Origin of the sequence: Paenibacillus sp. JQZ6Y-1, from assembly GCF_040719145.1 — a bacterium.
Taxonomy (GTDB): Bacteria; Bacillota; Bacilli; order Paenibacillales; family Paenibacillaceae; genus Saccharibacillus; species Saccharibacillus kandeliae.
This window is the reverse complement of the sequence record NZ_JBFDUZ010000003.1, coordinates 23,242-46,737: the sequence shown is the minus strand read 5'-3', so window position 1 is coordinate 46,737 and position 23,496 is coordinate 23,242. Positions and strand designations below refer to the sequence as shown.

Below are 23,496 nucleotides of genomic sequence, written 5' to 3'. Positions count from 1 at the left end.
TGTTTTGTTAAGCTGTGTGTGAATGAAGTTCAACATAGTGGGAGGCAGATGAAGATGGGCAAAAAGCGATATGTATTAGTAGGGACGGGTGGACGCGCCGAATTTTTTTATGGAGCGATTGCACGCGATTTTAGAGAAACCGCAGAACTGGTGGCATTTTGCGATATAAATGCTACACGGGCACGATATGCGAATCAATTGCTAGAACGGACATATGATCATCCTGCCATTGATGTATATAGCGCTGACCAATTTGAGCAGATGATTCGGGACAAGCAGCCAGACGATGTGATTGTAACAAGCGTGGACCGGACGCATCATCATTATATAATTCATGCCTTGGAACTGGGCTGCAATGTGATTACTGAAAAGCCAATGACTGTGGATGAGCACAAATGTCAGCAGATTCTTGATGCGGTACAGCGTACGGGCAAGCAGGTGCGCGTGACATTCAATTATCGTTACGCACCACATCATACCAAGGCACGCGAGTTAATCCGCGATGGTGTGATTGGTCAGGTAACGTCAATTCATTTTGAATGGCTGCTCAACACACAGCATGGCGCCGACTATTTCCGGCGTTGGCACCGAGATAAGCGTAACAGTGGTGGGCTGCTGGTGCACAAATCGACGCACCATTTTGATCTAGTGAATTTCTGGATCGACTCGCAACCGGAAATCGTATTTGCCTTCGGTGATTTACTGTTTTATGGACGTGAAAATGCCGAGCAACGTGGACAGACTTCCTTTTATAATCGGGCAACTGGCAGTGAGCATGCTAAGGATGATCCGTTTGCTCTGCACCTTGACCAGAATCCCAATCTAAAAGCGATGTATCTGGATGCCGAGCATGAGGATGGATACCAGCGCGATCAGAGCGTATTTGGCGATGGAATCAGTATTGAGGATACGATGAGTGTAGTCGTACGTTATCGGAATAAAGCAATGCTTACCTATTCCTTGAATGCCTATATGCCATGGGAAGGATACCGCATTGCCTTTAACGGCACCAAAGGACGAATCGAAATGGAGATTGTGGAGAAATCATATGTCAACGCAGGCGGTGAAAAAGCTGACGAAGGCGCATTGGAAGGGAAAAGAATCACCGTATACCCAATGTTCGACAAGCCGTATGAGGTACATGTGGAGGAGCAAGCAGGCGGTCACGGCGGCGGCGATCCCGTACTGCTCAATGATCTGTTCGGTGAACCGAAGGAAGACCCGTTCCACCGCGCAGCCAATCATACCGATGGCGCTCGCTCGATTTTGACAGGTATCGCTGCCAACCAAGCCATTCGTACTGGGCTTCCAGTTAAAGTGGATACGCTGGTTCACTTTTATCAAAAATAATGCAGTCGTCCGACTGGGCATAAAATCGGGTATATAACAACTATCTATGTATAATCTACTATCTTAGCAACCCGACAGGACACAGGAGGATACCAACATGCCCGGTCAACATCATCAACAATCATCTTCTGATCAAGAGCGTCACCTACTATCCACTGAGCAGCAAGTACAATCCAATATGCAGCCGCCCTCCGGCATCGAACCGAAGCAAGTAGAACAAGCGGGCAATCAAGCTCCGCCATATTATGCCGGTCTATCTCTTTCCGAAATTGAGCAATTCCAGGAGAATGGACAATGGGAGGATCATGGCGATCATCTGATCTTGCCAGTACCAGCAGAATTTAACTTCCGTATGAATATTGAATTTTTGCGCAGCTCCCCTAATGAGTGTTTGTTCACCGTTGGCGACCATGATGTGTATAAAGCGCTGGCGGTCGGCGAATCGCGTCCATTGCTGCGTATATATGAAGAGAAGCAGGGTGAAATGATTGTTCAATTCCTTGGCGATACCGCGCCAAGCGGCGAAATAGAACGCGCCGCTGTTGCCGCGTACGTGAGCGATTGGTTTGATCTAGGCATCGATCTACTTCCCTTTTATAAGCTGGCAAGTAGCGATGTACTGCTCGGTCATGCGGTGGAATCATTCTATGGATTGCGCAATATGGGCATTCCCGATCTGTTTGAAACGTTATGCTGGGGCATACTCGGTCAGCAGATCAATATTGGTTATGCGCATACATTAAAGTGCCGATTGACGGAAGCATTTGGCGAAAGTGTTGAATATGAAGGGGAAATCTATCGTATCTTCCCAACCGCCGAACGCATTGCTGTGCTGGAGATGGACGATCTAGAACTGATGCACATGACTGTGAAAAAGTGCGAATATATTCTGCACGCTGCCCGACTCGTTGCCAGCGGCGAGCTAAGCAAAGAGAAGCTGCTAGCTGCTGGAGGGTATCGAGAAGCGGAGAAAATGCTGACTCGTATCCGCGGGATCGGCCCTTGGACAGCGAACTATGTATTGATGCGTTGTCTACGTATTCCTTCAGCATTTCCAATTGATGACGTAGGGCTACACAATGTCATTCGTCATTTGACCGGCTCTGCTGCCAAGCCGACACGTGAGGAATTATTGAAACTATCCGCAGGCTGGAGCAATTGGGAATCTTATGCCACCTTTTATCTGTGGCGTGTATTATATTGACGTGTGTAAGGAATGAAATTAATAAAAAAAAGCATCTCCATATAAACGGAGATGCTTTTCTCTGTGACGTCCCAGAAGGGATTCGAACCCCTGACCGACGGCTTAGAAGGCCGTTGCTCTATCCTGCTGAGCTACTGGGACAAATATAAAATTAACGTTTCAAGCGCAACAAAAATATATTAACATGTTGCACGGAAGAAAGCAAGCTAATTTTATCCAAATACAGCGATGCGTGATCTTGTCATCCGCTCTTGTATGCGAAAAATCAATGATTGATGCAGCCGTTTCGTTGTACGACAGCGTGTTAATAGTGGATAAGGAGTTAGTCGTGACAATCGATAGGCACGCAGCATTTTAACACGGCTGTCAGCTGTGTTAAGCTATGCTATAATCATGAGGTTGTGCATAAAGAAGCAAGAAGTGCAGGAGGTGTCGTTATCGCTGATTCAAAGCATTCACATACAGAACACAATCGCAATGTCGTGCTTTTTCCAAAGACGCTTGATTATTATCAAGTCGAGTTAACGAAGATGTTGGAAACGGAACGTTATCGGGAAGCGATGGAGCTACTTCAATTCCTGTTGCAATGTCAGGGGCAGGAAGAACGTCAATTGGAGGAATGGGAGTCATTGCTTGGCTGGCTCCGTACGACGTTCCCCGAAGCGGCAGATCATTATCAGGAACCAGTGCCACAAGCCGATTCGGATACAGAAGAATCGGTCGCTAATGAACAATTGATGCGAGACAAGGTTCGACTCAAACAAGCAGAAGATCGTCAATATGAGGAGAAGCTGCTCAAAACTGCTATGGAGCGCCCTATATCCGAGCGTACGCTGCTGGCATTAGAGCAATTATCCTATTTGGAGCAGCCAGAGATCGATGAACGGATGGTAAACTGGTTGCAGCAGGATACACATTTGCATCCACTCATCCAATTCCGTGTACTGCAAACGCTGCGTCGCCGTGGACATCGAGGCATTGTACATTATATGCACCGCAATGAACGCGTCGATGTGGAAGTAGAAACGGTACCGCTTGATCCGACCGAGTTTCCGCTGTCGTTTATTCAGATTTTGGAACGTGTATCAGACAAGGCGGAGATTAGCGCGCCGAATCTGTTCTACTTTGCTCAGGAACTATGGTCGCAGTTCATCATGAGCATCTTTGGCACACAGGATTACCTGTATATCTCGCGCGGAGATGATGCTGAGATTGATGTATGGGCAGCAGCTCTGCATCAGACCGTTGCCGAAACGCTGGAAGGCTCTAGTGATGAGGAAGAGACGCGCACATTGTATGGCGTGACGGATAGCATCCGTTTCCGATATGAGCAGGCTTACCGCGCGCTACAGCAGTTCGTATCTGGGCAAATGCCCCGCTGAATACGCTAGTGCCGCAGGTATGGAACCGTCCCTTAGAGGGATATAGAAACGAACTTGATAAAACATGAATTGTTGTATATACTATAGTGGTTATTCTGCACGTGAAAATGATATAACTAATAACGAAATCATTCATGTTAAATATTTGTTGGAGGGGAATTCTTGAAATGACAGCAAAATGGGAAAAAACAGAAAAGAACCTTGGTGTTCTTGAAGTAGAAGTCGCTGTAGAGCGTGTAAGTGCAGCGATTGATAAAGCATTTAACAAAGTAGTAAAATCCGTGAACGTACCGGGCTTCCGTAAAGGTAAAGTACCTCGTTCGATCTTCGAAGCTCGTTTTGGCATCGAAAGCCTGTACAACGACGCAATCGATATCCTGCTGCCGGAAGCATACTCCGAAGCAATCGACGAAACTGACATCTTCCCTGTCGATCGTCCTGAAATCGAAATCGAGCAATTTGAAAAAGATAAAACGTTCAAATTCAAAGCAAAAGTAACGGTAAAACCTGAAGTGAAACTGGGCGACTACAAAGGTCTGGAAGTTCCTGTTTCCGCAGTTGAAGTTTCCGAAGAAGATATCGCTAGCGAGTTGGAGCGTCTGCAACAACGTCATGCTGAACTGTCCGTAATCGAAGAAGGTGCTGCTGAAAATGGCGACACTGTATCCATCGATTTCGAAGGTTTTGTAGATGGCGAAGCATTTGAAGGCGGCCAAGCTGAGCGTTACTCCCTAGAACTGGGTTCTAACTCCTTTATCCCAGGCTTTGAAGATCAAGTAGTTGGTATGGCTACTGGCGACTTCAAAGACGTAACTGTAACGTTCCCTGAGAGCTACCATGCAACAGAACTGGCTGGTAAAGAAGCTGTGTTCAAAGTAAAACTGCATGAAATCAAACGCAAAAACCTGCCTGAGCTGGACGATGAGTTTGCCAAAGATGTTAGCGAATTCGACACACTGGACGAATTCAAAGCAGATCTGAAACAACAAATCGCTTCCCGCAAAGAAAACGAAGTAAAAGCAGCAAAAGAAGCAGCTGTTGTTGAAAAAGCTGCTGAAAACGCTGAAATCGAAATTCCAGATGCAATGGTAAGTTCCGAAACTGACAACATGGTTCGCGACTTCGACAACCGTCTTCGTCAACAAGGTATGAACCTGGAAATGTACACAAGTTTCTCTGGTCAAACAACAGATGACCTGAAAGAGCAAATGAAAGAAGAAGCTGCAAAACGTGTACGCAACAACCTCGTACTGGAGCAAATCGCAAAAGACGAGAACATTGAAGTTTCCGACGAAGAAGTGGATGCAGAGCTGGAAAAAATGGCTTCTCAATTCCAACGCAGCGCTGAGGAAGTTCGCAGCATTCTGGCAGCGAATGGTTCTCTGGCAAGTCTGTCTGAGGAAATCAAACTGCGCAAAACAATCGAAATTCTGGTTGACAGCAGCAAAGAAGTAGAAGCAGTAGCTGAAAAAGCTGAGTAATTCAATTTCATATCATCCGGTTGCATGAATGTGCAACCTCTACGAATAAGGCACGTATAATCTGCGTGCCTTATTTTTCCCTATTTAGGGGCTTATTTTAGCGCGAAGGTTTTGGCAAAGGTAAATTGGTTAATAGTTGCTGTTGCGAATTTATGAACTGCAACATATTTTCCAAATCTTTACCTTTGAAAAAATGACATGGCGCAGTCTACATGTTAAAATAGAAATTGCATCCGTATTTCGATGCGTGTAATTCCCGTCGTCATATTCCTGGATAAGAAAGAGGTTGGTTCTATGAGTCTGGTACCTATGGTTGTTGAACAAACCAGTAGAGGTGAACGATCTTACGATATTTACTCAAGATTGCTCAAGGACCGTATTATATTTTTGAATACGGCGATCGATGATCATGTAGCCAATCTTGTTATCGCACAATTATTATTCCTTGCTGCTGAAGACCCGGAGAAAGATATCCATCTGTACATCAATTCTCCCGGTGGTTCTGTAACAGCGGGTATGGGTATATACGATACAATGCAATTCGTTAAACCGGATGTGTCCACCATCTGTATGGGAATGGCTGCAAGCATGGGCTCCCTGCTGCTGACGGCTGGCGCACCAGGCAAACGTTTCGCGCTGCCTAACAGCGAAGTGATGATTCACCAGCCACTTGGCGGCATCAGTGGACAAGCGTCTGATATGAAGATTCATGCAGAATGGATCATCAAAACACGCGAGAAACTGAATCAGATTTATGTGGAACGCACCGGTCAGACACTGGACAAAATTGAACGTGATACGGATCGTGACTACTTCCTGGATGCTGAGGAAGCCAAATCATACGGGCTGATCGACAAGGTTATTACCCGTCCTGTCACAAGCTAAAAAGGGGTGTAGACATGTTTAAATTCAACGATGAAAAAGGACAGCTCAAATGTTCTTTTTGCGGTAAATCGCAGGATCAGGTCCGCAAACTGGTAGCGGGTCCAGGCGTATATATCTGCGATGAATGTATCGAACTATGCACGGAGATCGTGGAGGAAGAACTGGGTCATGAAGAAGAACTGGACCTGAAAGACATTCCAAAACCACAAGAGATCCGTTCGATTCTGGATCAATATGTCATCGGTCAGGAGCAAGCAAAAAAATCCCTGTCCGTTGCTGTATATAACCACTACAAACGCGTGAATACACAGAGCAAAATCGAAGACGTCGAGCTGCAAAAAAGTAACATCATGCTCGTTGGTCCGACCGGCTCTGGTAAAACGCTGTTGGCGCAAACAATGGCGCGCATCTTGAATGTGCCGTTTGCGATTGCTGATGCGACTTCCTTAACGGAAGCCGGTTATGTCGGTGAAGACGTGGAAAACATTCTACTGAAGCTGATTCAAGCGGCAGATTATGATGTAGAAAAAGCGGAACGCGGCATCATCTATATCGATGAAATCGATAAAGTGGCACGCAAATCCGAAAACCCGTCTATCACTCGTGACGTATCTGGTGAAGGCGTACAGCAAGCATTGCTGAAAATTCTGGAAGGTACGGTTGCTTCCGTTCCACCGCAAGGCGGACGTAAACACCCTCATCAAGAATTTATTCAAATTGATACAACCAACATCCTGTTTATCGTGGGTGGTGCATTTGATGGTCTGGAACAATACATCAAGCGCCGGATCGGTAAAAAAGTAATTGGTTTCAGCTCCGACAATCAAGGTCAAAAAGATCTGAAAGCCGGAGAATACCTGAGCATGGTTCTTCCAGAAGACTTGCTCAAATTTGGTCTGATTCCAGAGTTCGTTGGTCGTCTTCCGGTTATTTCTGCACTGGAACCACTGGATGAAGAGACACTGGTACGTATCCTGTCCGAACCGAAAAATGCACTGACCAAACAGTATTCCAAAATGCTGGAAATGGACAATGTAGAACTCGTATTCGAGCCAGGCGCATTGCAGGCTATTGCCCGCGAAGCGATCAAGCGTAATACAGGTGCTCGTGGTCTGCGTGCGATCATCGAAGGCATTATGCTAGACGTGATGTACGAAGTGCCATCGCGTGACGATGTAACTCGTTGCGTAATCACCGAGCAGGTTGTGGAGAGCAAGGTTGTACCTGAACTCCAAACCGGCAAAGATAAAAAACAAGAAGAAAGTGCCTGAGTAGCCCCTGACATCCCGCTCTATACTCGTTAAATAGCGATCATTTTCGGGGTGTGGCTGCTCGATGCGAATCTTCTACACGTATAGATAAATTGAAATCGCGCCGGCCTTTTTCCTTTGCAGGATAAAGGCTGGTTTGCGGTTAAGCCCAAATGCAAGGGAGAAGAAACCATGTTTTTGAGAGAAAACACGAGACCTGTCAAAGTTGGCAACCTGACGATTGGCGGCAACAATGAAGTTCTGATCCAAAGTATGTGTACGACGAAAACGGCAGATGTGGAAGCAACAGTAGCCGAGATTTTGCGTCTGGAAGAAGCAGGCTGTCAGCTCGTTCGCGTAACGGTTAACAACGAAGAAGCTGCTGCTGCGATCAAAGAAATCAAGAAACGCATCAATATTCCACTTGTAGCCGACATTCACTTCAACCACAAGCTGGCATTGCTGGCAATCGAGAACGGTATCGATAAAGTCCGTATCAATCCGGGCAATATCGGTCGTCGCGAAAAAGTTGAAGCGGTTGTGCGCGCCTGCAAAGAGAAAAACATTCCGATCCGTATTGGTGTAAATGCCGGTTCACTCGAAAACCATTTGCTGGAGAAATACGGCTATCCAACACCGGAAGCGATGGTGGAGAGCGCATTGTTCCACATCGGTATTCTGGAAGAATTGGATTTTCACGATATTATCGTATCGCTCAAAGCATCGGATGTACCAATGGCTATTGCTGCATATAGCAAAGCTGCTGAAGTGATCAAATACCCGCTGCATCTGGGTATTACTGAAGCGGGTACACTAAATGCTGGTACAATCAAAAGTTCTGCTGGTATTGGTGCATTGCTGGCAATGGGTATCGGTTCAACTGTCCGTATCTCACTCAGCGCCGATCCTGTCGAAGAAGTAAAAGTAGCTCGTGAGCTGCTGAAAACATTCGGTCTGATCTCCAATGCGGCAACACTCGTATCCTGCCCGACCTGCGGTCGTCTTGATATCGATCTGTTCTCCATTGCGAATGAAGTCGAAGAATATATCTCTAAACTGAAAGTGCCGATCAAAGTATCCGTACTTGGTTGTGCAGTAAACGGACCAGGTGAAGCCAAAGAAGCCGACATCGGCATCGCCGGCGCACGTGGCGAAGGTCTGCTGTTCCGCTACGGCAAAATGATCCGCAAAGTACCTGAAGCTGATATGGTGCAGGAATTGAAAAAAGAAATCGATATCATCGTCGAAGCCTTCGAAGCCACAGGTAAAATTCCAGGCCGCGAAGAACGTCACCAACCCGCAGTCCAATCCTAAGGAAATCAGGATCGGACATGGTAATGGTTCAACTCAAAACCATCACCATCTGCACATATAATCAAAATTAAAATTCTTAATCCAAAATATTTTCCACAATCACATATGCATCATTCAGGTACCATTTACGCACACCTGTCTTTAATTTTATATGTGAAATATGCAACAATTCCCAGATACTGATGACTAAACCCATCAGTATCTTTTTTTGTATGAATTAAACGTTTCACGACAATAAGTTGTAGTTGTAAGTATCAGTATAGGTATAGGTATAAACAGGTACAATCACATCCCAATATAACTAAATCTCACAATATAAACCCCTTATTCTGATTCTTCCACTGCTACTCTTCCCCTCGGAAGAGCTTTTTTCTTACTTACTAAACCCAATCCCAAAGTATGATCCAGCTCGGAGCGGAGGGAAGGGAATTAGGGCAAAGGACGACTTTGGAGGGGCGGGAATCTTCAATTACTCCCCATTCCAAAGATTCCCGCGGCTCCACCCGAGGACGTGCCCTAATCCCTTCCCGTAGCGCCCACCCTAAATCCTCACCGCAGTAACCCAAGAAGAAAAACCCCATCCGCTTTCCTCACGATTGGTGTTTCGATGTGATATTTGTTAAAATAGGAATGATATAGGCATATAGCCACACAGGCAGTACGATACGCATAATACAGGAGGTACGAAAGCGATGGGACCCAATAAAAACAAGGCACGTCGTTTTCCTTTACTGCCTTTGAGAGGACTGCTCGTTTATCCAAGCATGGTGCTTCATCTGGATGTCGGGCGCGATAAATCCGTCAAGGCTTTAGAAAAGGCGATGGTCGATGATAACCTCATCCTGCTGTGCTCCCAATCCGAAGTGAACATTGAGGAGCCGAGCGAGGATGAGATTTTTAGAATAGGCACAATTGCAAAAGTGAGACAGATGCTGAAACTGCCGAACGGAACGATTCGCGTGCTGGTGGAAGGTCTGGAACGTGCGGAAGTACTTGAATATATGGACAATGAAGAATACTACGAGGTGCTGGCGCGCGAGCTGCTGGAAAAGGAAAACAATGATCCCGAAGTATTTGCGCTTATGCGCACCGTGTTAACCGAATTCGAACATTATATCAATCTGTCTAAAAAGGTGACCCCTGAGACGATGGCAGCAGTATCCGACATCGAAGAACCGGGTCGTCTGGCAGATGTGATCACGAGCCATTTGGTGATCAAGATCAAAGATAAGCAGCACATTTTGGAAGCGGTCGAAGTACGTACGCGTCTAGAACGTTTATTGGATATATTGCATAATGAACGCGAAGTGCTGGAACTGGAACGCAAGATCAGCCAACGTGTCAAAAAGCAAATGGAAAAAACGCAACGTGAATATTATCTGCGTGAGCAAATGAAAGCTATTCAAAAGGAACTCGGCGAAAAAGAAGGACGCGCCGGAGAAGCAGAAGAGTTGCGTCAACAACTCGCTGATCTAACCGTACCAGAAAAGGTTGAGGAGAAGATCGAGAAGGAAATTGATCGTTTGGAGAAAACGCCTGCCAACTCTGCGGAAGGCGGTATTATCCGCAATTATCTGGACTGGCTATTAGCATTGCCGTGGGATAAACGAACTTCTGACGATCTTGATCTGCATCATGCGGAGCAGATTTTGAATGAAGATCATTATGGTCTGGATAAGCCCAAGGAGCGCGTACTGGAATATCTGGCTGTACAGAAGCTTGTCAAAAAGCTCAAAGGTCCAATCCTTTGTCTTGTTGGACCTCCGGGTGTTGGTAAAACATCCTTGGCACGCTCCATTGCCAAATCACTTGGACGCGAATTTGTACGCATTTCCCTTGGTGGTGTACGCGATGAAGCGGAAATTCGTGGTCATCGTCGTACGTATGTCGGTGCTATGCCAGGACGGATTATTCAGGGTATGCGCAATGCCGGTAGCATGAATCCGGTATTCCTGCTAGATGAGATTGATAAAATGGCATCTGATTTCCGTGGTGATCCATCGGCTGCACTGCTGGAAGTGCTTGATCCAGAGCAGAATAATACATTTAGCGATCATTTTGTAGAAGTGCCATTTGATCTGTCGAATGTGATGTTTGTGACAACGGCAAACAGTGTGCAGAGCATTCCTCGTCCATTGCTTGACCGGATGGAAATGCTCTATATTCCCGGCTATACCGAGCTGGAAAAGCTGCAAATCGGCAGACAATATCTGTTACCAAAACAAACCGAGGATCATGGTCTAACAGAAGAACAACTTGATGTTAGCGAAGATACCTTGCTGCGCGTCATCCGTGAATATACACGCGAATCCGGTGTGCGTAATCTGGAACAGCAGATTGCTGCATTATGTCGCAAGGCTGCTCGTGCGGTTGTTGCTGATGACCAGACCAAGGTTGTGATTGCACCTGACGATGTGAAGGAATACCTTGGTACGCCGAAGTTCCGCTACGGTCTGGTAGAAAAGGAAAACCAAATCGGTAGTGTGACTGGACTTGCATGGACTGAGGTTGGGGGCGAAACGCTGACGATTGAAGTGACGGTTGTACCAGGGAGCGGCAAGCTGATGCTGACCGGTAAATTGGGCGATGTGATGAAGGAATCCGCGCAGGCGGCATTCAGTTATACTCGCTCCAAAGCGACAGCGCTGGGCATCGACGCAGATTTTTACGAGAAAAACGATATTCATATCCATATTCCTGAAGGCGCCATTCCCAAAGATGGACCATCTGCGGGTATCACCATTGCTACTGCGCTGATCTCAGCTCTGACCGGACGTCATGTATCCAAAGAAGTGGCAATGACCGGTGAGATTACGCTGCGTGGACGTGTACTGCCAATCGGTGGACTGAAAGAGAAGACGCTTGCTGCGCATCGTGCCGGTTACAAGAAAATCTTGCTGCCGCATGATAATGAGCGCGATCTGAAGGATATTCCAGAAAGTATCAAAAATGAGCTGACCTTTGTACCGGTTGCTCATATGGATCAAGTATTAGAACATGCACTAATCGCAGACCCGTCTGCTACATCCCAATAACATTTTGAAACAATCGACAGCATCGTCTTCCGTTCTGCGGCAGGCGGTGCTGTTTGCTTTGGGTACATAGACTGTGTTGTTTTTCCTTTGTATAATTCCACATGGTATCTGCAAAAGATGATATACTAGGTGAGGTTCATAAGTAGTGAGCTACCTTTCCTGTGACTACCACATCGCATATAAAGCACAATAGGCGACTGGAATGCTGGAATGAATGGATAGTTACAACCTCCTGTGATGCGCCTATAGTTAGCTGTACGTGGAAGCATGAGGAGATAAGATCGGTACATCAATGAAAGATAGACATGCGAGAGTGTACACGCAATAGGCGGATAAAGGTATAGCGGTATGTTATTCGCACATGAGGTGTAGGATCATAATATGACCTATATAAATCAAGCATAGGATTACGTTCAGTGTTGCTCTATGAATACAGAACTCTACACTGACCGTTTGAAATAAGAAGGGAATGTATGTGAAATGAAAGTAAATCAGGCTGAATTTATTATTAGTGCTGTCAAGCCAGAGCAATACCCGGAAGACGGCTTGCCAGAAATCGCGCTTGCTGGACGTTCTAACGTCGGTAAATCGTCGATGACAAACCGATTGATTAACCGTAAAAATCTGGCGCGTACAAGTGCCACCCCCGGTAAAACCCAGCATTTGAATTATTACAAAATCAACGAAGCATTGTATTTCGTCGATTTCCCGGGTTATGGATATGCCAAAGTATCCAAATCCCAGCGTGAAGCTTGGGGGAAAATGATCGAGCGTTATTTGCTGGAGCGCGATCCGCTCAAGCTAGTGCTGCTAGTAATCGACCTGCGTCATGCACCGTCAAAAGATGATATTATGATGTACGAATGGCTAAAATACTACGACTGTAATATTTGCGTCGTTGCTACTAAGGCTGACAAAATTCCACGCAGCAAATGGGCAAAACATGTGAAAATTGTCAAGCAGGAATTGGCATTTGTGCCGGAAGATGACTTTGTTATGTTTTCTTCGGAAACGGGGCTGGGCAAGGATGAATTGTGGGCGATTATTGAGCGCCATGCCTTTGCAGCAGAGGAAGACGAATGGGATGAAGAAGAAATCGATGAAGACGGTGTTCACCTGATAGAGCAAGAAGAAGACTCTGCGATCAGCGATACCGATGATGAATCGCAGCAATCGGAAGATAATCATGCCCAACAGCATAATACAGATGGGAAGAATGAATAAGCGATAGCGTAAATGATGCTTTAGCATACGATACATCCATGGATCATGTGGTACATTTTATGGAATCGGGGGAAGACTATGGCCCAGCGGCTGGTGACCGAATACCGACAGGCGCGTATACAGTTGTCGATGGAGCAGCTTTCGCAGTTTATTGCCTATGCCAGTGACCCGCATATTCATCTGCACATACGTGTGTTGGATAACGGCAATCAGGAATTCCGGTTTGGTACGCGCTGGGGCGAGGAAGTGCAGCTGCCTTTTCAGTGGCAACATGGCTATTATGTATGTGAATTGTCATGTGAACTGATTAATGTGCAGCTGGCAAACCTGATTCGGCGACTCTTTATTGCTTTTCACGGTACAGGTCTAGTAGTGCGGACACGTGGACAGCTAATCTTGTCGTATGTGTATCGTCAAGGAACATTGGAGCGGATTATTGAGTATGAAGATGGCAGCGAACGACTGATTTATACGTATCCAAGCGATATGCGACGATTGCAGAGACTATATGAAGCACAAACCGTCGAAACGGATATTGTTTTGACTTCGGGCTTGATTGATCAACTGCTGGATCGTAGAATTCATGAGCATCAATCATTGGAGCGGCTAGATGAGCAGCTGGCATTCCAGTGTCAGCGACTACAGCAGCTAGAATCATAGGCGGAAGTGATAGGTCAGACAGACTCTGAATATCGCATGAAGCTTTGCCATAAACATGCACACTGCAAATTGAATATGTTAAAATGATAAAAAAGCATTCGGTAACGTCTGAACAGACCATCTGAATGCTTTTTTGTACGGTATACTCTGTCTGTTTATCCATAAAATACCGATATAAATACGGAGCAGATGGTTAATTCATCAAGAGAGCGGCGTAAGATTTTACAATTGTATTACGATTTGTCCATCTGGATGGGGATTTCATAAACATTTCATAAAAACGCCGAATTTGGTCAATTTGATGTGATATAATTAACGTATTGTTAAGAACGAGTGATATTGGTTACAACTTTTAGACTAGGCAGGTGAACTTGCAATGCACATTGTTGTTGTCGGACTCAACTACCGCACAGCACCGGTTGAAGTAAGAGAACGGTTTGCCATTGCGGACGAAATATTACCGGAAGCTCTCCGGCAGCTGAAAGATACTCAAAGTGTATTGGAAGGCACCATCGTAGCAACTTGCAACCGTACGGAAATCTATGTTGTACTGGATCGTCTGCATATGTGCGGACATTATATCCGTAGCTTTATGGAGCAATGGTTCGGTATTTCCCGTCAAGAATTTACGCAACATTTGTATATATATGAAGATGAGCAGGCGATTGAGCATCTGTTTCGAGTAGCATGCGGATTGGATTCGATGGTACTCGGCGAAACACAGATTCTTGGTCAGGTGAAGCGTTCCTTCCAGCTGGCTCAGGAAAATAAAGCGACGGGCACATGGTTCAATATGTTGTTTAAGCAAGCTGTAACGCTTGGCAAACGCGCGCATGCAGAAACGATGATCGGCGAAAGCGCGGTCTCGGTTAGCTATGCGGCGGTAGAGCTGGGCAAACGGATTTTTGGTGCTTTTCATAACAAAACGATCATGATTCTGGGTGCAGGCAAAATGAGTGAGCTGACCGTGAAGCATCTGTATGCAAACGGTGCAGCAGAAGTCATCGTTGCCAACCGTACCATCGGTCGTGCTCAGGAGCTAGCTCATAAATTTAACGGTACGGCTTGTACGATTGAAGAAGGGCTGAACCGTCTGCACGAAGTGGATATTCTGATCAGCTCGACAGGTGCACAAGGTTATGTACTGACTCCGCAAGTGATGGAGCACAGTATGAAGCAGCGCAAATCGCGTCCGCTGTTCATGATTGATATTGCGGTTCCACGTAATATTGATCCAGCAGTCGCTGAGTTGAGTAATGTATTTTTGTATGATATTGATGATCTGGAAGGGATCGTGGAGAGCAATATGGCGATGCGTCGTGCCGAAGCGATCAAGATCGAACGTATGATTTCCGAAGAGATCAACGTGTTCCAGCAATGGCTGAAAACACTGGGTGTGAAGCCGGTCATTCGTGCTTTGCAAGAACGCGGCGCTCGTATTCACGAACAGACGCTGGAAAGCTTGTTCAACAAGCTGCCTGAGCTGGACGAAAGACAGCGCAAGGTGATCAGCCGTCTGACCAAAAGTATCGTGAATCAGATGAACCATGATCCGATTAATCGGGTGAAGGAAATGGCAGCCGAGAAGAATGGTGCCGATACACTGGAATTGTTTACCCGCCTGTTCGCGCTGGAAGACGAAGTACAAGCGCCTGCTGAGCCGGTGAATGAACGTAAAGAAGCACCGACACAGCGAGCAGCAATTTCTTCCCATCCACCTGTGGTGGAAGGAAGTCTGGCTTATTTTGCTTCCGCTACCCTATAGGCAGGTGATTTGTGTTGACACTGTTCAACCTGTTATACGATATTATTATCTATCTATACGCCCTGAGCCTTCTGTTTTATTTCTCGGATTGCATACGTCGCAATCCGAGGGCGAAGCGGATAGGCACAGGGTTTCTTGTTATGGTGTTTGTCATTCAGATGGTCAGCATTACGATTCGTACCGTTGAGGAACAGACATTGCCGTTATTTTCGACGTATGACTTTTTCTTTTTCCTAACGTTTATTCTGATTCTGATTTCCTTTTTTATTGAAAGGGTATTGAAGACGGACTATGCCGTATTGTTGCTGAATGTGATCGGGTTCTGTGCGATGGTGCAGAATCGGCTGCATTCGCCAGGGGAAGGCGCATTGCCAACCGGTTGGGATACGGTGCATGGATTATTGATTTTACATGTCGTGCTGGCGAATTTAAGCTTTGCCTTTTACACGGTTTCGGCTGTATTTGCAGTAATGTATTTATTTTTGCATCGGAAATTGAAAATGAAAAAATGGGATAATACAGTGCGCCGATTGCCCAGCTTGGAAAGCATGGAGAAGTACACGTATACGTCGATGCTGATCGGCACGCCATTGTTGATCGTATCGCTGATCGTAGCACTGATGTCCATTTTTGCGGAGGGGCGTTATATTCTGCTATTGGATCTGAAGGTGATCGTGACGCTGCTGGCGTTGTGTGTGTACGTGACGTATTTTGCGACTCGTAAAATGCGCAATTATTCAGCGGTTGTACTGGCTCGCTGGGCGATTGCTGGATATATCGTGTTTATTCTGAATTTTGCCGCTAACGCATGGTCAGCATTTCACCAGTGGGTGGGCGTATGAGTGAGCGGCAGGAGCCTATACCATATTTGCCGATACTGCTTGATTGCCGCGGGCAGCAGGTGCTGGTCGTTGGTGGTGGAATAGTAGCCGAACGTAAAATATTGCATCTGCTAGAAGCAGGTGCAATGGTTACGCTGATCAGCCCTCAAGTGACCTGTTCTCTGCAACAGTTGGCAGAGGAGCAACGCTTGATCTGGCACGCCAGAGAGTATGCGGATGGCGATGTGGAGGCAGGACGTTACTTGCTCGTGCACGCAGCGTCCTCGCAGCCGCACGTCAATGAAGAGGTGGCGGCAGTAGCGAAGCGATGCGGCATTCCTGTCAATGTGGCGCATCGGCAGGAAGAGGGCAACTTTATTAACCCGGCGGTAATCCGGCGCGGGGGATTGGTTGCGTCGATCTCGACGTCTGGCGCAGGTCCGGCGGTAAGTCGTCGGATGGTACAGGAGCTGGAAGCGCATTTTGGTGAGGAATATGAGGTCTATATTGCGTTTCTGCATTATCTGCGTCACCGAATCAAAGCGGAAGTGAAGAATGCCGCTGAACGTAAAGCTCTGCTAGAACAGGCGGCAGCACTAGATATTTTATCTCAAATCCGACATAAGCAATTTGTATGGTGGGATGATGAGCAAACGAAGCAGTGGATCAGACAAAATCGGGGAGAGGTTATGTAATGCGCAAAATTATCGTTGGAAGTAGACAAAGTGCGCTGGCATTGACCCAGACTGGGCATGTTATCGACGCGCTACAAGCACTTGCTGCCGAACAAGGCATGGAAGTGGAATTTGAAGTGCAAAAGATCGTAACCAAAGGCGATCAGATTCTGGATGTTACGCTATCCAAGGTCGGTGGTAAAGGACTGTTCGTAAAGGAAATCGAGCAGGCGCTGATCAACGGCGAGATCGATATGGCGGTACACAGCATGAAGGATATGCCATCCGAGTTGCCGGAAGGGCTTGTGAACGGAGCGATCCCGAAGCGAGTCGATCCGCGCGATTGTCTGATTACTCGCGACGGTCGAGGACTGGAAGATTTGCCGCCGGGCGCCAAGCTTGGTACAAGCAGTCTGCGCCGAGCAAGCCAGCTCAAAGCTTATCGTCCTGATCTGCAAATTGAATCGATCCGTGGCAATATTGATTCGCGTCTGCGTAAGCTGGAAACAGAAGGCTTTGACGCGATTATGCTTGCCGCTGCTGGACTGGAGCGTATGGGCTGGACTGATCGTATCAGTGCCTATTTGCCAGCAGAGCTTTGTTTACCCGCTGTAGGACAAGGGGCATTGGGCGTGGAGTGCCGTGCTGATGATATCGAATTACTTGGGCTACTGTCACTGTACAATGATGATCTGACAGCACTCACGGTTACGGCAGAGCGTACATTCCTTGCGGAATTGAACGGCGGATGTCAGGTGCCTATCGGCGCTTATGCAGTGCGTTTGCATCCTGATCATACCGAGCAGAATCATACGATTCAGCTGACAGGTATGGTCGGTTCACCAGATGGCACCGTCATGCTCAAAGAAACATTACAGGGCACAGATCCTGTACAGCTTGGTATTGAAGTAGCGGACAAGCTGAAAAGTCAGGGAGCGGATCAAATTCTGGCGGACGTTAGGGGATGACATGATGACCGGTAAGGTGTATTTGGTAGGTGCAGGTCCGGGAGCTTTAAAACTGATTACACTACGCGGTTGGGAATGTATCGCACTCGCCGATGCTATCGTCTATGATCGATTAGCGAGTCCGCGTCTACTCAAACAGGCAAAGCCGGGAGCGGAGAAAATCTATGTCGGCAAGCTACCGGATCGCCATACGATGAAGCAGGAGGAAATCAATCAACTGCTCGTCGATTTGGCATTGCAGGGCAAAACGGTCGTGCGATTAAAGGGTGGCGACCCAACTATTTTCGGACGCGTGGCTGAGGAAGCTGACTTGCTGCGGCGCAATGGCGTTGCTTACGAGATTGTGCCGGGTATCAGCTCATCGATTGCTGTACCTGCGTATGCCGGTATTCCGGTGACACACCGCGATTGGGCATCCTCAGTATCGATTATTACCGGTCATGAAAGTCCTGATAAATTGGATCACAGCATTCACTGGGATAAAGTGACGAATGCCACTGGAACGCTTGTCTTTATGATGGGTGTCGCCAAAATCGGTTATATTAGTGAGCAGTTGATCCGCTACGGTCGTCCAGAGGATACGCCGGTTGCACTGGTGCGCTGGGGGACGCGCGCCGAGCAGGAGACATTGACCGGTACCTTAAAAGATATTGCCGCCAAAGTGGCAGAAGCGAAGTTTAAGCCGCCAGCCGTTATCGTTGTTGGTGAAGTGGTGAATTTGCGCGAGCAGCTACAATGGGCAGAGCAATTGCCGTTGTTCGGTAAACGGATTCTCGTGACGCGTGCTCGCAGTCAGGCGAGCGAATTGGTAGACCGGATTGACGAGCTGGGCGGCGAACCCTATGAGTATCCTGTCATTGAAACGATCATGCCAACTGGAGCGGAGACACAGGCGCATATTGCCAATGTATTCGCTCAATTGGATGTATATGATTGGGTGTTTTTTACAAGCGTGAACGGAGTCGAATACTTCTTCCGTCATCTGGAGCAGCAGGAGCAGGATATTCGCTCCTTGCACCGCGCTACCATCGTCGCCGTTGGACCGGCTACTTGCGAGGCGCTGCGCAGTCGCGGTATTCACGTCACGTCGCTGCCGGAGAAGTTTCATGCCGAAGGCATGCTAGACAGTCTCGCAGCACAATTGCAGCCGGGACAGCAGGTATTATTGCCGCGTGGCGATCTAGCACGCGCTTGGTTGCCTGAAACGCTGCGCAGCATGAAGCTAGATGTGACGGAAGTGGATACGTATGAAACGGTACTGACAGCCGAAGAAGATCTGGAACTGAAAAAGCTGCTGGAAGAGCAGGCGATTCATGCTGTTACATTTACCAGTTCCTCAACGGTTACGAACCTGTTGACCGCTTTACGTCGTATGGGTATTGATGATCCGGTAGCTGAACTGCGTCATAGTACGATTGCCTGCATTGGACCGCAAACTGCCAAAACAGCAGAACAAGCGGGACTCACGGTAGATCTACTGGCAGAGACGTCAACGATTGACGGGCTGCTGGATGTATTGTGTCGCTGGAACGGATCGCAATTGCCATCGTCTTCCTAACCGAAAGGAAAGCTTGGTGCGGTGGTACAGAAGAACAGTATCCGTATACCGAGAATTGATAGTAACAAATAGCTTTATGATCGACATGATCAGATGCCGACCATCGGAACCGCAGGTCGGCTTTATCTGTTTCAGCCCAGCATTTGCTTAGGGAAAGAAATAACGCATGTGATCAGCTCAATGAGAGCACATGCCACATATAAAATGAGTGTACAGGAGGAATTATAGTTATGAGTCAACCATTTACACGTCACCGTCGTTTACGTAAAACGCCTGCCATCCGTGGTATGGTGCGCGAAACACAGCTGCACAAAAACGATTTTATCCAGCCGGTATTTGTAACCTACGGAACGGATGTTAAACAGGAAATCTCCTCCATGCCGGGCGTATTCAATTTCTCGCTGGATCGCCTAGGTGAAGAGATTCAGGAGATTGTCGATCTGGGTATTCCATCCGTTATCGTGTTTGGTGTACCGGAAGCGACAGCCAAGGACAGCACTGGTACCGGAGCCTATTCCGACCAAGGGATTGTGCAGCAAGCGATTCGTATGATCAAACAGCAGCATCCAGAGCTGGTTGTTATCGCTGATACCTGTCTATGCGAATTTACCGATCATGGACATTGCGGCGTTGTGCATACACATGAGCATGATGGGCATATTCATGCCGATGTAGACAATGACGAGTCATTGGTATTGCTCGCGCAAACGGCTGTATCGCAGGCGCAGGCAGGTGCGGATATTATCGCGCCATCCAATATGATGGACGGCTTTGTCTATGCAATCCGTGAAGCATTGGATGAAGCAGGTTTCCAAGATATTCCGATCATGTCGTATGCGGTGAAATACTCGTCGGCATTTTACGGTCCGTTCCGCGAAGCTGCTCAATCGGCACCGCAATTCGGTGACCGCAAATCGTATCAAATGGACCCTGCCAATGTACGTGAAGCACTGCGCGAAGCAGAAAGCGATGTGCAGGAAGGTGCCGACATGCTGATGGTGAAACCTTCATTGGCATATATGGACGTACTGCGTGCTGTTCGTGAAAACTTTGATCTGCCACTGGTTGCTTATAACGTAAGTGGTGAATATGCGATGGTCAAAGCGGCTGCTCAGCAGGGCTGGATTGATGAGCGTGGGATCGTAACCGAGATGATGCTTGGCTTTAAACGTGCCGGTGCGGATATGATCATTACGTATTTCTCCAAAGATGTCGTGCGCTGGTTGCGCGAGGAATGGGTATAAATCATATTGACATGAATAGAAAACGTGTGAACATGTGCATTTGTGTGTAAACCATGTTATGGAGGTGCTTGATCAATGAATCAAACCAATTCTGTACGTCGTGATGAGCGTTCTCGTGAGGCATTTGAAGAAGCAAAGCAGTATATTCCGGGTGGTGTGAATAGTCCGGTACGTGCATTTAAAACAGTCGGTCTAACTCCGGTGTATGCGGAGCGCGGAGAAGGCTCGCGTCTATACGATATTGATGGCAATTCCTTTATCGATTATGTCGGTTCATGGGGTCCATTGATTATGGGACATGCCCATCCGCAGGTGATTCAAGCCTTGCAGGAAACGGCAGTCAAAGGAACAAGCTTTGGCGCGCCCACAGAGATTGAAACGAAGATGGCGAAGCTGGTTGTAGAGCGCGTTCCATCGATTGATATTGTGCGTATGGTCAATTCCGGTACGGAAGCGACGATGAGTGCCATTCGTCTGGCACGCGGCTATACCAAACGTAATAAAATCCTGAAGTTTGAAGGCTCGTACCACGGTCATGGCGACAGCCTGCTGATCAAAGCGGGTTCCGGTGTAGCTACGCTGGGTCTGCCGGATAGCCCGGGTGTACCGGAGTCCATTGCGTCCAACACGATCACTGTTCCTTACAATGATCTGGAAGCCGTGAAGCTGGCATTTGAGCGCTTTGGTGAAGACATTGCTTGTATTATCGTCGAGCCAGTTGCCGGCAATATGGGCGTTGTACCGCCGCAGGAGGGCTTTTTGCAAGGGCTGCGCGATGTAACGACGCAATACGGCGCACTGCTGATTTTCGATGAAGTCATGACTGGCTTCCGTGTGCATTTGAACTGTGCGCAGGGGCGCTTTGGTGTTACGCCTGATCTGACCTGTCTGGGTAAAGTGATTGGCGGCGGATTGCCTGTCGGTGCGTATGGCGGCAAACGCGAGATCATGGAGCAGATTGCACCAACAGGACCTATTTATCAAGCAGGTACACTGAGCGGTAATCCGCTAGCGATGGCAGCAGGCTATACGACGCTCAGTTTGCTAACACCAGCAGTGTACGAACGTCTGGAAACAGCATCTGCACGTTTGCAGGAAGGCTTTGAGACCAATGCACGCGAAGCGGGTATTCCGCTCACGATCAATCGCGTTGGCTCGATGGTTTGCCCATTCCTGACTGAAGGTCCGGTTGTGAACTACGACACGGCAAAAGTTAGTGATATGGATCGTTTCAAACGCTATTTCGGCGGTATGCTGAATCAGGGCATTAGCGTAGCACCATCGCCGTTTGAAGGCATGTTCGTCTCCGGCGTGCACAGCGACGAAGACATCGAACAAACGATTGCGGCACACCGCATCGTAATGAAGTCGCTGTAACAGGAACCTTCATTACATGGACGATAGTTTGAAAAACAAACGCTCAACCACTGCCCATTCCGGTGGCATCATCGATCCGCTCACATCAGGTGTAGCGGATCATCCTGCTTCTGCGGTTGCCCGCCCAGAAGCGCACAGAGATGGCGAATGGTTGGTCGTTACACCCGGCGCGGCACTGGATTTACAGCAGACCGAGCAGCGGCATAGTCGGATGATGGAATGGCTGGGACAGCATGTTCCAGTCAAGCTGCTTGGCAGATTGCATTCGCGCGGTGAGATCAAGGTTGATGGCGATGTCATCCGATTGCGGTTATTTCCAGACAGTGAATATGGATTTGTCCCGACTCATGATCATCTGCTGCAGGTGTTGTTTGAGGATGAATATGTACTAGTGGTACACAAGCCTGCTGGTATAGCCGTTCATCCATCCGATCCGCAGGATCAGCGGCGCACACTCGCAGGTGCTGTAGCTGCGTATTTTGAAAATAGTAATCAGCGCTGCGCAGTACGTCATGTGCATCGCTTGGATGATGATACGACTGGTCCTGTGTTATATGCCAAAAATGAATTTGCTTTGATGCTGCTGGATGAACAGATGCGCAGCAAGGACATCGGCCGTCGTTATGTCGCCTTGGTACAAGGCAAAGTAGATCAACGTCTGCATGTGATCGATGAACCGATTGGCAAGGATCGGCATCATAAGCAGCGCCGCCGTGTTTCACCGGGCGGTCAATCGGCAGTGACGCATGTGGAGCGTATACAGCCGGCTTCGTCTGCAAGTCTGGTACGCCTAACACTGGAAACGGGGCGTACCCATCAGATTCGTGTGCATCTGAGCTATGTCGGTCATCCACTTGTTGGGGATACCTTATATGGCGGAAAAGCTGGTATATTATCTCGTCAGGCATTGCATGGTGAGCAGTTAGAATTTGTTCATCCGTGGACCCATGAGAATATCATCGTGCAGGACCCATGGCCAGACGATTTCAAGCAGGCGGCGCAGAAGTTAGGATTGCTGCAAGCATAGGATACAAGAATAGGGCTGACACCGCGCCAACCGTGCGGATGTCAGCTTTTTTTATTGACTTTCCCACGTACACAAGGTATGATAATCAACGAAATATTTGCATGAAAGCAACACCATATTACAGACTATGAACGGAAATAGTAGACATGATCGACCTAAAGAGAGTAGAACTGCTGCGCTGAGAGGTTCTGCAGGATACGGGATGTCGAAGTCGTCCGGGAGTCGTTTATTTGAATACCGTGCTTGCTTGATCTTGATTATGATCTAAGCGGAAGCC

General features: G+C 47.6%; 18 protein-coding genes, 1 tRNA gene and 1 other annotated feature (1 of these 20 only partly in view). Of the genes, 18 read left to right on the top strand and 1 reads right to left on the bottom strand.

What is annotated here, in order from left to right:
• Positions 1 to 54 precede the first annotated feature (54 nt).
• Both ABXR35_RS16465 and ABXR35_RS16460 read left to right on the top strand, forming a co-directional pair.
• Entirely contained in the window at positions 55 to 1,350 is a 1,296-nt protein-coding gene (locus ABXR35_RS16465; protein ID WP_367062907.1) for a Gfo/Idh/MocA family protein, read from the top strand.
• A gap of 97 nt (positions 1,351 to 1,447) precedes the next feature.
• Positions 1,448 to 2,554, top strand: coding sequence for a DNA-3-methyladenine glycosylase family protein (locus tag ABXR35_RS16460; RefSeq protein WP_367062905.1), 1,107 nt, complete (start codon positions 1,448 to 1,450; stop codon positions 2,552 to 2,554).
• A 67-nt stretch (positions 2,555 to 2,621) separates the two neighbouring features.
• Here the strand turns inward: ABXR35_RS16460 and ABXR35_RS16455 are convergent.
• Positions 2,622 to 2,695: transfer RNA gene (locus ABXR35_RS16455), tRNA-Arg, on the bottom strand.
• A 389-nt stretch (positions 2,696 to 3,084) separates the two neighbouring features.
• On the opposite strand from ABXR35_RS16455, the gene ABXR35_RS16450 reads away from it, so the two are divergent.
• From ABXR35_RS16450 to ABXR35_RS16375, 16 genes are all read left to right on the top strand, one after another.
• Complete coding sequence (locus tag ABXR35_RS16450) at positions 3,085 to 3,936, top strand: hypothetical protein (protein ID WP_367062903.1); 852 nt, start codon at positions 3,085 to 3,087, stop codon at positions 3,934 to 3,936.
• Between the two features lie 167 nt (positions 3,937 to 4,103).
• Entirely contained in the window at positions 4,104 to 5,417 is a 1,314-nt protein-coding gene (tig, locus tag ABXR35_RS16445; RefSeq protein ID WP_367062901.1) for a trigger factor, read from the top strand.
• Positions 5,418 to 5,711: 294 nt separating this feature from the next.
• Entirely contained in the window at positions 5,712 to 6,302 is a 591-nt protein-coding gene (gene clpP, locus ABXR35_RS16440; RefSeq protein ID WP_367062899.1) for an ATP-dependent Clp endopeptidase proteolytic subunit ClpP, read from the top strand.
• Between the two features lie 14 nt (positions 6,303 to 6,316).
• Entirely contained in the window at positions 6,317 to 7,573 is a 1,257-nt protein-coding gene (gene clpX / locus ABXR35_RS16435; RefSeq protein WP_367062897.1) for an ATP-dependent protease ATP-binding subunit ClpX, read from the top strand.
• 171 nt (positions 7,574 to 7,744) lie between these two features.
• Positions 7,745 to 8,866: a flavodoxin-dependent (E)-4-hydroxy-3-methylbut-2-enyl-diphosphate synthase gene (gene ispG / locus ABXR35_RS16430; RefSeq protein WP_367062895.1), complete on the top strand. Its 1,122-nt coding sequence runs from the start codon at positions 7,745 to 7,747 to the stop codon at positions 8,864 to 8,866.
• A 692-nt stretch (positions 8,867 to 9,558) separates the two neighbouring features.
• Positions 9,559 to 11,901, top strand: a complete 2,343-nt coding sequence (gene lon / locus ABXR35_RS16425) for an endopeptidase La (protein ID WP_367062893.1) — start codon at positions 9,559 to 9,561, stop codon at positions 11,899 to 11,901.
• A 480-nt stretch (positions 11,902 to 12,381) separates the two neighbouring features.
• Positions 12,382 to 13,125: a ribosome biogenesis GTP-binding protein YihA/YsxC gene (yihA, locus tag ABXR35_RS16420; RefSeq protein WP_367062891.1), complete on the top strand. Its 744-nt coding sequence runs from the start codon at positions 12,382 to 12,384 to the stop codon at positions 13,123 to 13,125.
• 78 nt (positions 13,126 to 13,203) lie between these two features.
• Complete coding sequence (locus ABXR35_RS16415) at positions 13,204 to 13,785, top strand: non-ribosomal peptide synthetase module (RefSeq protein WP_367062889.1); 582 nt, start codon at positions 13,204 to 13,206, stop codon at positions 13,783 to 13,785.
• A 376-nt stretch (positions 13,786 to 14,161) separates the two neighbouring features.
• Positions 14,162 to 15,550 carry a glutamyl-tRNA reductase gene (gene hemA, locus ABXR35_RS16410; protein WP_367062887.1) on the top strand — a complete coding sequence of 463 codons (1,389 nt, stop codon included), beginning with the start codon at positions 14,162 to 14,164 and terminating at the stop codon, positions 15,548 to 15,550.
• Between the two features lie 140 nt (positions 15,551 to 15,690).
• Positions 15,691 to 16,392, top strand: coding sequence for a cytochrome c biogenesis protein CcsA (gene ccsA / locus ABXR35_RS16405; protein WP_367062885.1), 702 nt, complete (start codon positions 15,691 to 15,693; stop codon positions 16,390 to 16,392).
• A complete protein-coding gene (locus ABXR35_RS16400) occupies positions 16,389 to 17,066 on the top strand; it encodes a precorrin-2 dehydrogenase/sirohydrochlorin ferrochelatase family protein (protein ID WP_367062883.1) in 678 nt (225 codons plus the stop codon). Before ccsA ends, ABXR35_RS16400 begins: the two co-directional genes overlap by 4 nt.
• Complete coding sequence (hemC, locus tag ABXR35_RS16395; protein ID WP_367062881.1) at positions 17,066 to 18,013, top strand: hydroxymethylbilane synthase; 948 nt, start codon at positions 17,066 to 17,068, stop codon at positions 18,011 to 18,013. The genes ABXR35_RS16400 and hemC overlap by 1 nt, the downstream gene beginning before the upstream one ends.
• A 4-nt stretch (positions 18,014 to 18,017) precedes the next feature.
• Entirely contained in the window at positions 18,018 to 19,571 is a 1,554-nt protein-coding gene (cobA, locus tag ABXR35_RS16390; RefSeq protein ID WP_367063497.1) for a uroporphyrinogen-III C-methyltransferase, read from the top strand.
• A 230-nt stretch (positions 19,572 to 19,801) separates the two neighbouring features.
• A complete protein-coding gene (gene hemB, locus ABXR35_RS16385; protein WP_367062879.1) occupies positions 19,802 to 20,815 on the top strand; it encodes a porphobilinogen synthase in 1,014 nt (337 codons plus the stop codon).
• Between the two features lie 75 nt (positions 20,816 to 20,890).
• On the top strand, positions 20,891 to 22,192 hold the full coding sequence (gene hemL / locus ABXR35_RS16380) for a glutamate-1-semialdehyde 2,1-aminomutase (RefSeq protein WP_367062877.1): 1,302 nt from the start codon (positions 20,891 to 20,893) through the stop codon (positions 22,190 to 22,192).
• A gap of 16 nt (positions 22,193 to 22,208) precedes the next feature.
• Positions 22,209 to 23,219 carry an RluA family pseudouridine synthase gene (locus ABXR35_RS16375; protein WP_367062875.1) on the top strand — a complete coding sequence of 337 codons (1,011 nt, stop codon included), beginning with the start codon at positions 22,209 to 22,211 and terminating at the stop codon, positions 23,217 to 23,219.
• Between the two features lie 118 nt (positions 23,220 to 23,337).
• Positions 23,338 to 23,496 (top strand) — a binding site (T-box leader); it runs 150 nt beyond the window's last position.

Excerpts from the sequence above, each read along its gene's own strand:
- ABXR35_RS16465 (WP_367062907.1), top strand. The coding sequence starts at position 55 with ATGGGCAAAAAGCGATATGTATTAGTAGGGACGGGTGGACGCGCCGAA.
- ABXR35_RS16460 (WP_367062905.1), top strand. The coding sequence starts at position 1,448 with ATGCCCGGTCAACATCATCAACAATCATCTTCTGATCAAGAGCGTCAC.
- ABXR35_RS16450 (WP_367062903.1), top strand. The coding sequence starts at position 3,085 with ATGTTGGAAACGGAACGTTATCGGGAAGCGATGGAGCTACTTCAATTC.
- tig (WP_367062901.1), top strand. The coding sequence starts at position 4,104 with ATGACAGCAAAATGGGAAAAAACAGAAAAGAACCTTGGTGTTCTTGAA.
- clpP (WP_367062899.1), top strand. The coding sequence starts at position 5,712 with ATGAGTCTGGTACCTATGGTTGTTGAACAAACCAGTAGAGGTGAACGA.
- clpX (WP_367062897.1), top strand. The coding sequence starts at position 6,317 with ATGTTTAAATTCAACGATGAAAAAGGACAGCTCAAATGTTCTTTTTGC.
- ispG (WP_367062895.1), top strand. The coding sequence starts at position 7,745 with ATGTTTTTGAGAGAAAACACGAGACCTGTCAAAGTTGGCAACCTGACG.
- lon (WP_367062893.1), top strand. The coding sequence starts at position 9,559 with ATGGGACCCAATAAAAACAAGGCACGTCGTTTTCCTTTACTGCCTTTG.
- yihA (WP_367062891.1), top strand. The coding sequence starts at position 12,382 with ATGAAAGTAAATCAGGCTGAATTTATTATTAGTGCTGTCAAGCCAGAG.
- ABXR35_RS16415 (WP_367062889.1), top strand. The coding sequence starts at position 13,204 with ATGGCCCAGCGGCTGGTGACCGAATACCGACAGGCGCGTATACAGTTG.
- hemA (WP_367062887.1), top strand. The coding sequence starts at position 14,162 with ATGCACATTGTTGTTGTCGGACTCAACTACCGCACAGCACCGGTTGAA.
- ccsA (WP_367062885.1), top strand. The coding sequence starts at position 15,691 with ATGGTGTTTGTCATTCAGATGGTCAGCATTACGATTCGTACCGTTGAG.
- ABXR35_RS16400 (WP_367062883.1), top strand. The coding sequence starts at position 16,389 with ATGAGTGAGCGGCAGGAGCCTATACCATATTTGCCGATACTGCTTGAT.
- hemC (WP_367062881.1), top strand. The coding sequence starts at position 17,066 with ATGCGCAAAATTATCGTTGGAAGTAGACAAAGTGCGCTGGCATTGACC.
- cobA (WP_367063497.1), top strand. The coding sequence starts at position 18,018 with ATGACCGGTAAGGTGTATTTGGTAGGTGCAGGTCCGGGAGCTTTAAAA.
- hemB (WP_367062879.1), top strand. The coding sequence starts at position 19,802 with ATGAGTCAACCATTTACACGTCACCGTCGTTTACGTAAAACGCCTGCC.
- hemL (WP_367062877.1), top strand. The coding sequence starts at position 20,891 with ATGAATCAAACCAATTCTGTACGTCGTGATGAGCGTTCTCGTGAGGCA.
- ABXR35_RS16375 (WP_367062875.1), top strand. The coding sequence starts at position 22,209 with ATGGACGATAGTTTGAAAAACAAACGCTCAACCACTGCCCATTCCGGT.